The sequence below is a fragment of the Celeribacter sp. SCSIO 80838 genome, assembly GCF_056498065.1.
In genome coordinates this window covers 1,078,109-1,090,482 of sequence record NZ_JAZKMA010000001.1, presented here as the reverse complement: position 1 = coordinate 1,090,482, position 12,374 = coordinate 1,078,109, and the positions used below count along the sequence as shown (strand labels likewise).

14 protein-coding genes are annotated in these 12,374 nt (G+C 60.8%); 7 read left to right on the top strand and 7 right to left on the bottom strand.

The window, feature by feature from the left end:
• Nucleotides 1–22: 22 nt before the first annotated feature.
• The 3 genes from V1475_RS05300 to V1475_RS05290 all read right to left on the bottom strand — a co-directional run bounded on the left by V1475_RS05300 (nucleotide 23) and on the right by V1475_RS05290 (nucleotide 1,983).
• Nucleotides 23–409 (bottom strand): hypothetical protein, encoded by a 387-nt coding sequence (locus V1475_RS05300; protein ID WP_479411912.1) that lies wholly within the window; start codon nucleotides 407–409, stop codon nucleotides 23–25.
• A gap of 24 nt (nucleotides 410–433) precedes the next feature.
• On the bottom strand, nucleotides 434–1,207 hold the full coding sequence (locus V1475_RS05295; protein WP_434289505.1) for a DUF6478 family protein: 774 nt from the start codon (nucleotides 1,205–1,207) through the stop codon (nucleotides 434–436).
• 113 nt (nucleotides 1,208–1,320) lie between these two features.
• Entirely contained in the window at nucleotides 1,321–1,983 is a 663-nt protein-coding gene (locus tag V1475_RS05290; RefSeq protein ID WP_479411911.1) for a hypothetical protein, read from the bottom strand.
• A gap of 161 nt (nucleotides 1,984–2,144) precedes the next feature.
• Here V1475_RS05290 and V1475_RS05285 point away from each other — a divergent pair, with 161 nt between their 5' ends.
• The 4 genes from V1475_RS05285 (at nucleotide 2,145) to V1475_RS05270 (ending at nucleotide 6,453) form a co-directional block, all read left to right on the top strand.
• Complete coding sequence (locus V1475_RS05285; RefSeq protein ID WP_479411910.1) at nucleotides 2,145–3,041, top strand: lysostaphin resistance A-like protein; 897 nt, start codon at nucleotides 2,145–2,147, stop codon at nucleotides 3,039–3,041.
• Nucleotides 3,042–3,104: 63 nt separating this feature from the next.
• Complete coding sequence (accD, locus tag V1475_RS05280; RefSeq protein WP_479411909.1) at nucleotides 3,105–4,070, top strand: acetyl-CoA carboxylase, carboxyltransferase subunit beta; 966 nt, start codon at nucleotides 3,105–3,107, stop codon at nucleotides 4,068–4,070.
• Complete coding sequence (locus V1475_RS05275) at nucleotides 4,070–5,341, top strand: bifunctional folylpolyglutamate synthase/dihydrofolate synthase (protein WP_479413955.1); 1,272 nt, start codon at nucleotides 4,070–4,072, stop codon at nucleotides 5,339–5,341. The genes accD and V1475_RS05275 overlap by 1 nt, the downstream gene beginning before the upstream one ends.
• An 83-nt stretch (nucleotides 5,342–5,424) precedes the next feature.
• On the top strand, nucleotides 5,425–6,453 hold the full coding sequence (locus V1475_RS05270; RefSeq protein WP_479411908.1) for an LLM class flavin-dependent oxidoreductase: 1,029 nt from the start codon (nucleotides 5,425–5,427) through the stop codon (nucleotides 6,451–6,453).
• On the opposite strand, the gene zapE is transcribed toward V1475_RS05270, so the two are convergent.
• Entirely contained in the window at nucleotides 6,454–7,539 is a 1,086-nt protein-coding gene (gene zapE, locus V1475_RS05265; RefSeq protein WP_479411907.1) for a cell division protein ZapE, read from the bottom strand.
• A gap of 111 nt (nucleotides 7,540–7,650) precedes the next feature.
• Here zapE and V1475_RS05260 point away from each other — a divergent pair, with 111 nt between their 5' ends.
• Nucleotides 7,651–8,895 carry an MFS transporter gene (locus V1475_RS05260; RefSeq protein ID WP_479411906.1) on the top strand — a complete coding sequence of 415 codons (1,245 nt, stop codon included), beginning with the start codon at nucleotides 7,651–7,653 and terminating at the stop codon, nucleotides 8,893–8,895.
• On the opposite strand, the gene V1475_RS05255 is transcribed toward V1475_RS05260, so the two are convergent.
• From V1475_RS05255 to mbfA, 3 genes are read right to left on the bottom strand one after another with little or no spacing between them, the layout of a single operon-like run.
• Nucleotides 8,887–9,510: an HAD family hydrolase gene (locus tag V1475_RS05255; RefSeq protein ID WP_479411905.1), complete on the bottom strand. Its 624-nt coding sequence runs from the start codon at nucleotides 9,508–9,510 to the stop codon at nucleotides 8,887–8,889. The genes V1475_RS05260 and V1475_RS05255 overlap by 9 nt on opposite strands.
• Nucleotides 9,507–9,965: a YaiI/YqxD family protein gene (locus V1475_RS05250; RefSeq protein ID WP_434289517.1), complete on the bottom strand. Its 459-nt coding sequence runs from the start codon at nucleotides 9,963–9,965 to the stop codon at nucleotides 9,507–9,509. The genes V1475_RS05255 and V1475_RS05250 overlap by 4 nt, the downstream gene beginning before the upstream one ends.
• A 33-nt stretch (nucleotides 9,966–9,998) precedes the next feature.
• On the bottom strand, nucleotides 9,999–10,976 hold the full coding sequence (gene mbfA / locus V1475_RS05245) for an iron exporter MbfA (RefSeq protein WP_479411904.1): 978 nt from the start codon (nucleotides 10,974–10,976) through the stop codon (nucleotides 9,999–10,001).
• 260 nt (nucleotides 10,977–11,236) lie between these two features.
• Here mbfA and V1475_RS05240 point away from each other — a divergent pair, with 260 nt between their 5' ends.
• Together V1475_RS05240 and V1475_RS05235 are read left to right on the top strand one after the other, a co-directional pair.
• Entirely contained in the window at nucleotides 11,237–11,860 is a 624-nt protein-coding gene (locus V1475_RS05240) for a TetR/AcrR family transcriptional regulator (protein WP_479411903.1), read from the top strand.
• On the top strand, nucleotides 11,857–12,138 hold the full coding sequence (locus tag V1475_RS05235) for an I78 family peptidase inhibitor (protein WP_479411902.1): 282 nt from the start codon (nucleotides 11,857–11,859) through the stop codon (nucleotides 12,136–12,138). The genes V1475_RS05240 and V1475_RS05235 overlap by 4 nt, the downstream gene beginning before the upstream one ends.
• The last annotated feature ends 236 nt before the right edge of the window (nucleotides 12,139–12,374 follow it).

The following is a 12,374-nucleotide window of genomic DNA, read 5'->3' as shown; positions in this document are numbered from 1 at the left end:
TCACGCAAGACGCCGCGTCAGATCAGTTGGACCCGGTCTCGATACAATGGCGACGGAAGGCGCGTTTGAGCATATCGAGTTCTTGTCGCAACAGATCCATCTCGGCACGGATGTCTTCGGCCAGAACATCGCCCGCCATCAGGGTCAGGGAATTGAGCACCCGACCGGTCTCCCGGTCGGAGAAGACGAAGGTCTGGACCCCGTCATTGAGCAGTTCGGAGGGCACGGCAAACCGAAAGAACCAGACGCCTTCGCGCTCAGAATCCTCGCTCAGCGTATGGCCCTGCACCGGCTGGTCGAGATAGGTCACCTCGATCTCGGGCAGCACACCGACCGCCTCCGGCACGTGCAATTCGCCTTCCCAGATCCCCGCTTGGAGCCGCGTCTTGACCAGTGTCACCTCATCCATGTCCGTTCTCCGTCAAAATCGGCATCAAAGGTCCGCGCGCGGACGGCGCGAACAAGTCAGATCCCGCAGGACGATCTGATTCATCTCAGGGCCTTCGAAAATCAGGTCGATCCAGAGCTTTTCCACCCGTTTCTCATTGAGCTTCGTATAGGCCAGATCGAATTCGACATAGCCCTCGTCGGTATGCAGCGGCAGTTCGCGCACAACCTGCTCCATATTGGGCCCGTGTTTCACATTGAGCCTTGCGAAAATCTCGATGCCTTTTTCAAGATCAATGGAATAATCCATCCGCACGAGATGGCGTTTGCTGAGGCCATGACAGGCCTCGTCCGGCAGCTCGACCGAAAGCGACAGGAAGGAGCCGTCGAACCGGAACACATCGAGGCGCAGACCGAAGGGCGCGAGGTCCTCCTCGGAGGTGTTGCGCACCTGACGATAGGTCAGCTCAGAGATCTGACAGTCGTGATAAAGCGTCGCCTCGGAGCCAATGAGCGCCTTCGTCGGCACGGCAGAGGCCCCCTTAAGCGGGATCGGACCGCGCCAAAGCTCCGGCCGATGCGACCAGTCGGTGTAGAGTGGCAATTGCATCGCGTTCGAGCCAATCAGCGGCAGGGCAAGACGCCCGTCGGCCACGAAAAGGAAGCGGTCGATCTCCCATCTGAGCCCGCGCGCCTGACCGCGCAACCGGCGCAGCGTCGGGAGCGACAGGTCATCGGCCATCGTCGCACGTCGCGCCCAGCGCCGTGTGGCCAGCGCGTTGATCCGCTTTTCGATCATCTGCCTGAGTCGACGCCGCATCGCGCAACCTTTTCTTTCACTTCCAGAGTCTTACTATGACCGACAATGGTTTCCACTCAACAAACGAGGAGAAATTCCGCGCTTTGGTTCCATTTCCGCAACAGTTTCAGAGCTCAAGCCGGATTGCGACGTTTCAATTCCGTGACGAACCGGTCCAACAGGGCACGCAGCTGCACGGCGGACATCGGCGCTTCGGCAAAAGGCGTGGCGGTTGCGGTGACGAGGCGCCCGTCCAGGAGGAAAAGCGCGCGCCAATATTCCCGCCCCTGCCCGCGCAGGGTCATCGGCGCGCTGTCACGCACATGCAGGAGCACCATGCCCCCCCGCGCCTCACTTTCGATCAACTCTACGGTCTTGGCCGAGCCGCTACGCGACAAAGCGCGGCGTCCGGTTTCGGAAGCGAAATAGGCCTCGTAACTCGGCGGATCGAACTCTTCCGTCTCCGTCATCGGCGTAGCAACCGAGAGGGTCAGGACGGCCGTCTTGCCCTTGAGCGCCGGGTTGTTGCGCCCGCTCAGACCGTTACAATTGCCCAGAAGTGCAAAGCTGCCCTTGGCGTTGTCGCGCACCGAGACCGGATCGACACAATAGCCCGAGGGCCCCGCAACGCTCACCCCGCTAATCGGAAGGGTGACGGCGCGCACCGGGCGGTGGGCCGGGTCTACGGAAGTGCCCGTCGCGGCCATGTCCATCTCGCAGCCCGCAAGGCCGAGCATCAACCCCGCCCCCATCACCATTTTCGCAACCGTTCCCACCGGGCCCATCACCGAGACCATGTCACTCTCCTCGCAGTCTGGCGCCGCCTATACCCTGCGCATCCGCCGCTTCCAAGTCGGGCAGGATCACGGATCGGCGAGTTCCTGCGCGTTTCCGCCGCTTTCACGCCGGGGCCTCTCATGCTACCTCTGCCCCCAACACGCCTGTCATGAGAGAGAGCATGCCACGACCGACACACCCCTACGCCCCGATCATCGCCTCAGCAATGCGCCACCCCGAGCTTTGGCGCGTGGGGCTGGCGCTTTTGGCAGGGCTGGTGATCGGCGTGGTCATCACACCCTTGTTTTATCTCCTCGTCGGACGGCTTGCGCCCGCCCTCATGCCCTTCCAGTTCGGCCCGCGCGGTCCAATGGTCGGCACCACCCCCGGCGGTTTGTTCATCATCCTTGCGGGGTTTGCCCTTTTGCTCATGGCCGCGATCAAACTGGCCGAGCGGCTGCATGATCGGCGTCTGCGCGACCTGACCGGCCCTGTTCTGGCCTTGCGGACACAGTTCTTCGTGACACTCAAATGGATCGCGGGTTTCACCTGTCTCACCCTGTTTCTGCCTTGGGACGGCCCGGCCGAACCGGTTGCAAACCTGCCGGGCGGGATGTGGCTGTTCTGGTTGCCCTTCGCGGCACTTGGGCTGATGGTGCAGGTCACCGCCGAAGAAGTGTTTTTCCGTGGATACCTGCAAAGCCAGATCGCCGGGGCCACGAAGTCCTACCCGCTGGGGCTCACCGCCTCCGCCGTGCTCTTCGGACTGTTGCATCTGAGCGGAACGAACGAAGGCATCGCCGCCCTGTTTCCCGTACTCTGGGCCATCGGCTTTGGCGTGCTCGCGGGCGATCTGACCATGCGCTCGGGCACGCTTGGCCCCGCCATTGCCCTGCATTTCATGAACAACTTCACCGCCATGCTATTTGCCCCGCAACAGGACATGATGTCGGGTTTCGGGCTTTTCATGCAGACCGACAGCCCCGAAACGCTCTACTCCGACCCGAAAGCACTCATCTTTCAGAGCCTCTTGCTGGTCGTCAGTTGGCTTGTCGCGCGGCTCGCGATCAGGCGTTGATTGCAATTCACGGCAGAGGGGCTTATCTGAGGCCCTGATAACGTAACGTCCAAAGGCGCACCCATGAACTGGATCTCGAACTACGTCCGCCCGAAGATCAATTCGCTCTTCTCGAAACACGACACGCCGGACAATCTTTGGACGAAATGCCCGGAATGCGGCACCATGCTGTTTCACCGCGAGCTGGCCGAGAACCAGAACGTCTGCACCAATTGCGACCATCACATGCACATCACGCCGCGTGCGCGGTTCAAGGCGATGTTCGACGGCGGGATTTTCTCCGAGGTCAAGGTTCCCGAACCGATTGATGACCCTCTGAAATTCCGCGATCAAAAGAAATACCCCGACCGCATGCGCGCGGCCCAGAAGTCGACTGGCGAGAAAGAAGCCATGCTGGTAGCCGAGGGCGAGATCGGGCGTACGCCGGTCGTCGCTGCGGCTCAGGATTTCTCCTTCATGGGCGGTTCCATGGGCATGTATGTCGGCAATGCCTTCATTGCCGGTGTCGAGCGCGCGATTGAATTGAAACGCCCCTTCATAATGTTCTCCGCCGCCGGTGGTGCCCGGATGCAGGAGGGGATTCTCTCCTTGATGCAGATGCCGCGCACCACTGTGGCGATCGAAATGCTGAAAGAGGCGGGGCTGCCCTATATCGTCGTCCTGACCCACCCGACCACCGGCGGTGTGACGGCCTCTTATGCGATGCTGGGCGATGTCCAGATCGCCGAACCCAATGCGCTGATCTGTTTCGCCGGTCCCCGCGTGATCGAACAAACGATCCGCGAGAAACTGCCCGAAGGCTTCCAGCGCGCCGAATATCTTCTCGATCACGGTATGCTCGACCGCGTGACACATCGCATGAAGTTGAAGGATGAGCTTGTCACCATCCTGCGGATGCTGGGCAATTTGCCGCCCGCTGTCATGGGCGATCTCCCGGCCCCTGCGCCGGAGGACAAAGGTGCCGCGCCGAAAATCGCCCCCGAGGCCGCCGTGAAGGCCAAAGCTCCCGCGAAGGACGCGAAAAAGTGATCCCCAAGACCTCCGACGTCATCCTTGAGAGGCTGATGTCCCTGCATCCCAAGGTCATCGACCTTGTTCTCGACCGTGTCTGGCGTCTTTTGGACGCATTGGATCACCCGGAGCGCAAATTGCCGCCCGCCATCCACGTGGCGGGGACCAATGGTAAGGGCTCGACCCAGGCGATGATCCGCGCCGGCCTCGAAGCGGCAGGCAAGACGGTTCACGCCTATACCTCTCCGCATCTGGCGCGGTTTCATGAGCGCATTCGTCTGGCGGGCGAACTGATTGCCGAAGACGATCTCATGGCCGTTCTCGAAGAATGCGAAGCCGCGAATGGCGGCGAGGCGATCACCTATTTCGAGATCACCACTGTGGCAGGCATTCTCGCCATGTCGCGCGTGCCTGCCGATTATACCCTCCTCGAAGTGGGGCTTGGCGGGCGGCTGGACGCCACCAATGTGGTCGAGAAACCGGAACTCACGATCATCACGCCGATTTCCATCGACCACACGCAATTCCTAGGTGAAACGCTGACCGCAATCGCGGGCGAGAAGGCCGGGATCATCAAACGCGGCGTGCCCTGTGTCGTCGGCCCGCAGCCCGATGAGGCGCTCGACGTGATCGAAGCCACCGCCGCCCGTCTTGGCGCGCCTCTCCTGCGCTATGGGCAGGAATGGCATGTCTGGGAAGAGCGTGGGCGTTTGATTTTTCAGGATGAAACCGGGCTGCGCGACCTGCCGATGCCGCATCTGATCGGGCGTCATCAGGTCCATAATGCCGGGGCCGCCATCGCAGCGCTGCGCCATCTCGGCTATGATGACGACGCGCTTGAGGCCGCGATGACCAAGGCCTATTGGCCTGCCCGGATGCAGCGCCTCAAATACGGCCCGCTGATCGACGCCGCGCCGGAGACCGAGCTTTGGCTCGATGGCGGGCACAATCCGGCGGCGGGCGAAGCGCTGGCCGAGGCGCTCGACCGCCTGCCGAAACGCCCGACCTATATGATTTGCGGCATGCTCAACACCAAGGACATCGCAGGTTACCTGCGCCCCTTACAACGCCATGCCCAACGCCTCATCGCCGTCTCGATCCCTGACGCGCAGGCCACCCTGCCCGCCTCAGAGACGGCCGCAACGGCGCGCGCAGAAGGGTTTGCCGCCATCGAATCCGACAGCGTTCTGACCGCCGTGCGCACCATCGTGGCCGACAATCCTGAGGCGCGCATCCTGATCTGCGGATCGCTCTATCTGGCCGGGCACATCCTTCAGACCAACGGCTAAGGCGAACAGAGTCTGTGCGCGCAGACGTATTTGCGCGGCGGTTTTGTGCGGGTATCTAGGTCTCAACACAGGAGACCTATAACATGGCTTTGGAATTCGGTATCGACACGTTTGGCGACGTCACTTGGGACGCCGCAGGCAATGAGCTGCCGCAGGGGCAGGTTATTCGCAATGTGATCAAGGAAGGCATTCTGGCCGATCAGGTCGGGATCGACGTGTACGGCGTCGGCGAACATCACCGCCCCGATTTCGCTGTTTCCGCGATTGAGCCGGTGCTGGCCGCCATCGCGGCGCAGACCTCAAAGATCAAACTGACCTCTGCGGTGACGGTCCTGTCCTCCGACGATCCGATCCGGGTGTTTCAGCGGTTCTCGACGGTTCAGGCGATCTCGAACGGGCGTGCCGAGATTACGCTCGGGCGCGGCTCCTTTACCGAAAGCTTTCCGCTGTTTGGCTATGATCTGTCGGATTACGAGATGTTGTTCGAAGAGAAATTCGAACTGTTCAAGCTGCTGGCAACCGAAGAGAAAGTCAGCTGGTCCGGGCGTCACCGTCCGCCGCTCAAATCGCAAGTGGTCTATCCCCGGCCCGAACGCCCGATCCCCGTTTGGGTCGGCGTCGGCGGAAGCCCGGATTCGGTCGTCCGCGCCGCCACCAACGACATTTCCATGACCCTTGCCATCATCGGCGGCAGCCCGGCGCGGTTCAAACCCTTCACCGATCTCTATCGCGACATTCGCGACAAAATGGGTGCGCTGCAATTGCCGCTGGGGTGTCATTCGCCGGGCCATATTGCCGCCACCGACGCCGAAGCGCGGGATCGGTATTTCGAAGGTTACCGGATCATGCACCACCGCGTTGGCCACAGCCGCGGCTGGCCAGCCCTGACGCGCGAGGCATTCGAGCGCGAGGTCGATCATGGGGCTTTGGTGGTCGGCTCGCCCGAGACCGTCGCGCAGAAGATCGCGGCGACTGTTGCCGTTTTGGGGCTCGACCGGTTCGATTTGAAAATCTCGTCCGGGCCTGTGTCTCACGAGGCGCTGATGGATACGATCCGGCTTTATGGCGAAGAAGTCGCGCCACGCGTTCGGGAGATTTTGGCGAAAGGCTGATCAGTCTTTCGCCTCTTCCCCCCAATCCTTGTCCTGCATTTCGCGCAGTCGCGATGCCGTGCGCTCGAACTCGAACGCGCCTGCACCTTCGATATAGAGCCGCTCCGGCTCATCGACGGCGGAACAGACCGTGCGCACCTTGGCCTCGTAAAGCGCGTCGATCAGCGTCACGAAGCGTTTGGCCTCGTTGAAATTGTTGCGCGTCAAGCGCGGAATATCTTCGAGGATCAAAAGCTTCACCGCATCCGCGATCACAAGGTAATCGCCCGGCCCGAACATCTGACCGCAGAGATCCCAGAACGTCGCCCGCGCGATGCCGTTGTGAAACTTCGGCAAAACGACGTCGCGGCCTTTAACCTTTAGCGTCAGGCTCTCCGTCGCGCCACCCGTCAGATCGTTCCAGATATCGTCCATCGTGGCGCGCACATCGGGTGTGACCGGATGGAAATAGACCGGCGTCCCGGTCAGGCGGCCTTGGCGATAGTCGACCGGCGAGTGCAGGTGATGCACGTCGAGCCGCTGTTTGATGATCTCGATGAACGGCAGGAAAAGCTGACGGTTCAGCCCGTCCTTGTAAAGGTCATCCGGAACGCGGTTCGAGGTTGTGACAACGGTCACACCCTTGGCAAACAGCCCTTCGAACAAGCGCCCGACAATCATCGCATCGGCAATATCGGTGATCTGCATCTCATCGAAACACAAAAGCCGGATGTCCTCGGCGATCTTCTCCACCACGGGCGCGATGGCATCGGCGGTTCCGGCGCGCCGCGCGGCCTCGATCCCCGCCTGAACCTCTTGCATGAAAGCATGGAAATGCACGCGGCGCGCAGGCACCGGCGCATGTTCGTAGAACAGATCCATCAACATGGATTTGCCGCGCCCGACCCCGCCCCAAAGGTAAAGCCCATGCACAGGCTCGGGCTTTTTCCGCCCGCCGATCAGGGACAGAAGCCCCTTCTTCGCCGGAAGCCGCGCAAGATCGGCGCGCACCCGTTCCAGAAGCGGCAAAACCGCAATCTGCGCCGGGTCTTCGCGCAAGGTGCCTGCGGCCACCCGGGCCGCGTAAATGTCCATCAGCGTATCCATGCTTCTCCCTTACTGCGCCGCAACGCATAAGGAAAGATGATGCGAACCATTGCGATCATTCGATTGACCGAAGGGGGTATGATCCGGGAGGATGGCGCAAAGGAGACCAAGATGTCCGACACGCGCGCGCCCCTGTTCACCCCGGTTCTGATCGCCGGGTGCATCGTCATCATCGTGAGTTTTGCGGTGCGCGCATCGTTTGGCGTGTTCCAGATCCCGATTGCCGCGGAGTTCAACTGGCCGCGGGCGGAGTTTTCTCTGGCGATTGCGGTTCAGAACCTGTTCTGGGGCATCGGTCAGCCGATTTTCGGCGCTCTGGCGGAGCGGATCGGGGACCGCAAGGCGATCATCCTCGGCGCTGTGACCTATGCGCTCGGGCTGGTTCTGTCCTCCTATGCCGTCTCGCCCATCGGCCTGCAATTCTATGAAACGCTGGTGGGGTTTGGCATCGCAGGCACGGGTTTCGGCGTCATTCTCGCGGTCGTCGGTCGGGCGTCATCGGCCGAGAATCGCTCCATGTCGCTCGCCATCGCAACGGCTGCGGGATCGGCCGGGCAGGTGTTTGGCGCCCCTCTGGCGGAATGGCTCCTGAGCTTCATGTCCTGGCAAAACGTCTTCCTGCTCTTCGCCGTCGCCGTGCTCACAACCCTCATGGCGCTGCCGATGATGCGCAGCCCTGCTCTGGCCTCCAAGGCGGAGTTGGAAGAGAGCCTCGGCGCGATCCTCGGCAAAGCCTTCCGCGATCCGACCTATACGCTCATTTTCCTCGGCTTCTTCTCCTGCGGCTATCAGCTCGCTTTCATCACCGCACATTTCCCGGCGATGGTGACGGAGATGTGCGGCGCGATTGATCCCTCGGGCACCTTGGCCTCACTCGGCGTTTCTACGACCTCCGCGCTTGGTGCCATCTCGATCTCCCTCATCGGGCTCGCGAATATCGGCGGAACGCTTCTGGCGGGTTGGCTCGGCAACCGGTTTTCCAAGAAATACCTGCTCACCGGGATTTATCTCGGCCGTACAGTGGCCGCGGCGCTCTTCATCGCGCTGCCGATCACCCCCACCTCTGTGCTGGTTTTCTCCGTCGTCATGGGCGCGCTGTGGCTGGCCACCGTGCCGCTGACCTCCGGCCTTGTCGCGCATATCTACGGGCTGCGCTACATGGGCACACTCTATGGCATCGTGTTCTTTTCCCATCAGCTCGGCGCATTCCTGGGCGTCTGGCTGGGTGGGCGGCTTTACGATCTTTATGGCGATTATACCGCCGTCTGGTGGGTCGGCGTTGGCATCGGTGCGTTTTCGGCCATCGTCCATCTTCCGGTGAAGGAAGTGCCGCTGGGCCAACGCGCGCTAGGCTGAGGCCTCGTGCGGGGTCAAAAGCCCCTCCGCAACCAAACGTTCCGCCCAGCCCAGCGGCCCTTCGAACAGATGTGTCTGCCAACCGCGCGCTTTGGCTGTGTCGATGTTGTCCTCTCGGTCATCGGTAAACAAAAGGTTCTGCGGCGGAATTTTACAATCGGCCTCGACCATCTCGTAAATAATCGCATGCGGTTTGACGCAGCCCATCCGCCCGGAGACATAGCGCCGGTCGAACTCGGTCAGGAACGGGTATTGCGTTTCGGCAAATTCGAAACTCTCGATGCCGAAATTCGTCAGCGCAAAAACCGGCACGCCTTTCTTGCGCAGCGCCCGCAACAGCTTCACCGAATGTGGGATCGCGGGCTGCGCCATCTTGATCCAGTCGTAATACCACATCATGATTTCGCTCTGAAATTCAGGATGTTGCGCCGCAGCCACCTCGATTGTCGCGCGGAAATCATAGCCCTGATCGATCAAATCGTTCATCGCATGAAGATCGACCGCCTCAAACATGGTCCTGCGCCGATCTACCCCGACCGTCGCGTCGTAATGCCGTTCTGGCTGCCATTCGATCAACACGTTGCCGATGTCGAAAATCACCGCTTCTACTGTCATGCGCTCTCTCGTTTGGCGGCCTGAACGGCCCGTTCCAAGGCGTCCAGAAAGCGCGACCGATCGGCTTTTGTAAAGGCCTTGCCGCCGCCTTGGCGAAACGGATCTGCGGCGCGCAGATCGTACATCAGATCGCGCATGGCCAGAGCGTTGCCGATATTGGCAGGCGTAAACGCCTCGCCATCATGTTTCAAAACCCGCGCCCCGGCTTCAACTGCCTTGGCCGCCAAGGGAATATCCCCCGTCACAACCACATCGCCACGCCCGGCGCGCTCGGCGATCCATTTGTCGGCCTCGTCCGGCCCGTCGGGGACGATCACAAGCTCCATGAACGGGTTCTGCGACGGCCGCAGCCCACCGTTGCAGACCAAAAGGCAGGGCAAACGATGCCGCGTCGCGACCTTTTCCGCCTCGGCTTTCACCGGGCAGGCATCTGCATCGACATAGATTTTCGTCACGGCATCCGCCTTCTTCTTGGCAAAACTACTCGATCAGCCGCCGCCGATGAGCGCCCCCGCAGCGAACACCAGTGCGCCGCCCAGCACAACCTGAAAAACGGCCCGGAGGAAGGGCGTTTCCATGTATCGGTTCTGAATCCAGGCGATGGCCCACAATTCGATAAACACCACGGCAAAGGCGATGAAGGTCGCCGTCCAGAAATCCGGGATCAGATAGGGCAGCGCATGGCCCAGCCCCCCGACCGCGGTCATGATCCCCGAGGCCAACCCGCGCTTGATCGGGGAGCCCCGACCGGAAATGACGCCATCGTCATGCGCCGCCTCGGTAAATCCCATCGAAATCCCGGCCCCGACAGAGGCCGCGAGACCGACGAGGAAGGTGGTATGGGTGTTTTGCGTGGCAAAAGCGGTGGCGAAGATCGGCGCGAGCGTCGAGACCGAACCATCCATCAACCCGGCCAGACCCGGCTGAACCCAGGTCAAAACGAACTGGCGATGCGCATGCTTGTCTTCTTCCGAACGGGTATCGTCATCGAGAAACTGATCCTCCAGTTCCTCCGCCCGCCGCTCATGCCCGGCCTCTGCCGCGGCCAGCCTCCCCAGAAGCGCACGTGTGTCGGCATCCTGCGTGCGTTCGGCGGCCTTGCGGTAAAAGGCTTCGGCGCTTTGCTCCATGGCTTGCGCCTCGTCGCGTATGCGTTCGAGACCCAGATTCTCGATCAGCCACACCGGATTGCGGGCATAATAGCCCGACACATGTTCGCGCCGAATCAACGGGATCACATCGCCGAAGCGCCGTTTATGCAAAGCAATCAACGCTTCGCGATGTCCGTCCTCCTCAATTGCCATGCCATCGAAAATCTTAGCGCTGTCCGGAAAATCGTTGCGCAGCTTCTCGGCATATTGGCGATAGATTCGAGCGTCATCTTCCTCGGACGAAATGGCGAGCGCGATGATTTCCTGTTCCGACAGATCAGAAAAGCGTCTGCGATTGGCGAGTACCGGGAGCATATTGGACCTCAATTTAGAATGGTTCTAAAATAGCGTCCATTTGGCATTCTGCAACCCCCTTATATGCCATGCAGCATCGCTGTCATTGCGCTTGTCACTTGTTAAAGTAAACCATCCAGTTTAGTTTGGCGAGGGCCGCGTGTCGTGTGCGGCCCATCGACATCCCTGTCGAGCACTGGGGCAGGCCAATGGCCTGCCTTTTTTCTTGCATTGGCGCACAAATCCGAACGCATTAAACTCGACATATCAGAGAGAGAGCCATGGACCAGACAGATTCCACCATCAAGAAGGGGCGCAAATATGCCCAGGTGATCGAAGGCGCCCGGACCGTGTTTCTCAGAGACGGGTTCGAAGGCGCCTCGGTCGATGACATCGCCCGCGAAGCCAAGGTGTCCAAGGCCACGCTCTACAGCTACGTGCCTGACAAGCGCGTACTGTTTCTCGAGGTCGCAGCGCTTGAAGCCACGCGTCAGGCCGATGCCTTCACCGAACGTATGGACGAAAACCAGTCACCGCAGGAATTGCTGCCCTCCGCCGGGCGTAAGATCCTCGATTTCCTGCTCTCGGATTTCGGCACAGCCGTCTATCGCATTGCGGTCGCCGAAAGCCTGCGGTTTCCCGAGGTCGGCCAGCGTTTTTACGACAGCGGACCGGGTCTCGTGAAAAAACGCCTGTCGCAATATCTCGCCACCGCGACCGCCCGCGGGGAATTGCAAATTGACGATATCGAACTTGCGGCGGAACAATTCGCCGAACTGTGCAAAGTTCGCCTCGTACCAATGCGCACATTCCAGATGTCCCTTGAAATTGACGAGAGTCAGAAACAGGACATCATCGACAGCGCCGTCGCCATGTTTCTTGCCCGCTACGGAGCCTCTCGATGACCCGCATCGCCGCCTTGCTTGTCCTGTCTCTGATCACTCTCAGCGCCTGTCAGGAGGATACTCCGGCCATGCCCGAAGGCACCGCGCATCAAACCTGTGCCGCCGCTCTCGTCACCCCGCTGATCGGCGAACCGCAATCCGCGCTCGACGGGCTCACAATTCCTCAGCCTTTCCGCATCATCCTGCCTGGCATGGCCGTGACCATGGATCATCGCCCGGAACGCACCAATATCGAAATTGATGACGCCGGTCACATCAGCCGCGTCTGGTGTGGCTAAGCGTCGCCGGGTGCCAACAAAGGAAAAGCCGAGACAGATCACCTGCCTCGGCCCTGAAAGTTGGTTGAGCAAGATCCCCGGTGCCGCGAACTGGGTGGGGGCTGTTGAACCGCGACACCGGGGTAAAGCGTTCTCGCTCTGTCCCCATTTGTGACGTCAGAAGCGGGCCAAATGAGGGGTCGAGCAAGGAATATTCCGGGCGATTTCATGCCCGAAATGCGGCAATCCACAGGGCG

Excerpts from the sequence above, each read along its gene's own strand:
- V1475_RS05300 (WP_479411912.1), bottom strand. The coding sequence starts at position 409 with ATGGATGAGGTGACACTGGTCAAGACGCGGCTCCAAGCGGGGATCTGG.
- V1475_RS05295 (WP_434289505.1), bottom strand. The coding sequence starts at position 1,207 with ATGCGGCGTCGACTCAGGCAGATGATCGAAAAGCGGATCAACGCGCTG.
- V1475_RS05290 (WP_479411911.1), bottom strand. The coding sequence starts at position 1,983 with ATGGTCTCGGTGATGGGCCCGGTGGGAACGGTTGCGAAAATGGTGATG.
- V1475_RS05285 (WP_479411910.1), top strand. The coding sequence starts at position 2,145 with ATGCCACGACCGACACACCCCTACGCCCCGATCATCGCCTCAGCAATG.
- accD (WP_479411909.1), top strand. The coding sequence starts at position 3,105 with ATGAACTGGATCTCGAACTACGTCCGCCCGAAGATCAATTCGCTCTTC.
- V1475_RS05270 (WP_479411908.1), top strand. The coding sequence starts at position 5,425 with ATGGCTTTGGAATTCGGTATCGACACGTTTGGCGACGTCACTTGGGAC.
- zapE (WP_479411907.1), bottom strand. The coding sequence starts at position 7,539 with ATGGATACGCTGATGGACATTTACGCGGCCCGGGTGGCCGCAGGCACC.
- V1475_RS05260 (WP_479411906.1), top strand. The coding sequence starts at position 7,651 with ATGTCCGACACGCGCGCGCCCCTGTTCACCCCGGTTCTGATCGCCGGG.
- V1475_RS05255 (WP_479411905.1), bottom strand. The coding sequence starts at position 9,510 with ATGACAGTAGAAGCGGTGATTTTCGACATCGGCAACGTGTTGATCGAA.
- mbfA (WP_479411904.1), bottom strand. The coding sequence starts at position 10,976 with ATGCTCCCGGTACTCGCCAATCGCAGACGCTTTTCTGATCTGTCGGAA.
- V1475_RS05240 (WP_479411903.1), top strand. The coding sequence starts at position 11,237 with ATGGACCAGACAGATTCCACCATCAAGAAGGGGCGCAAATATGCCCAG.
- V1475_RS05235 (WP_479411902.1), top strand. The coding sequence starts at position 11,857 with ATGACCCGCATCGCCGCCTTGCTTGTCCTGTCTCTGATCACTCTCAGC.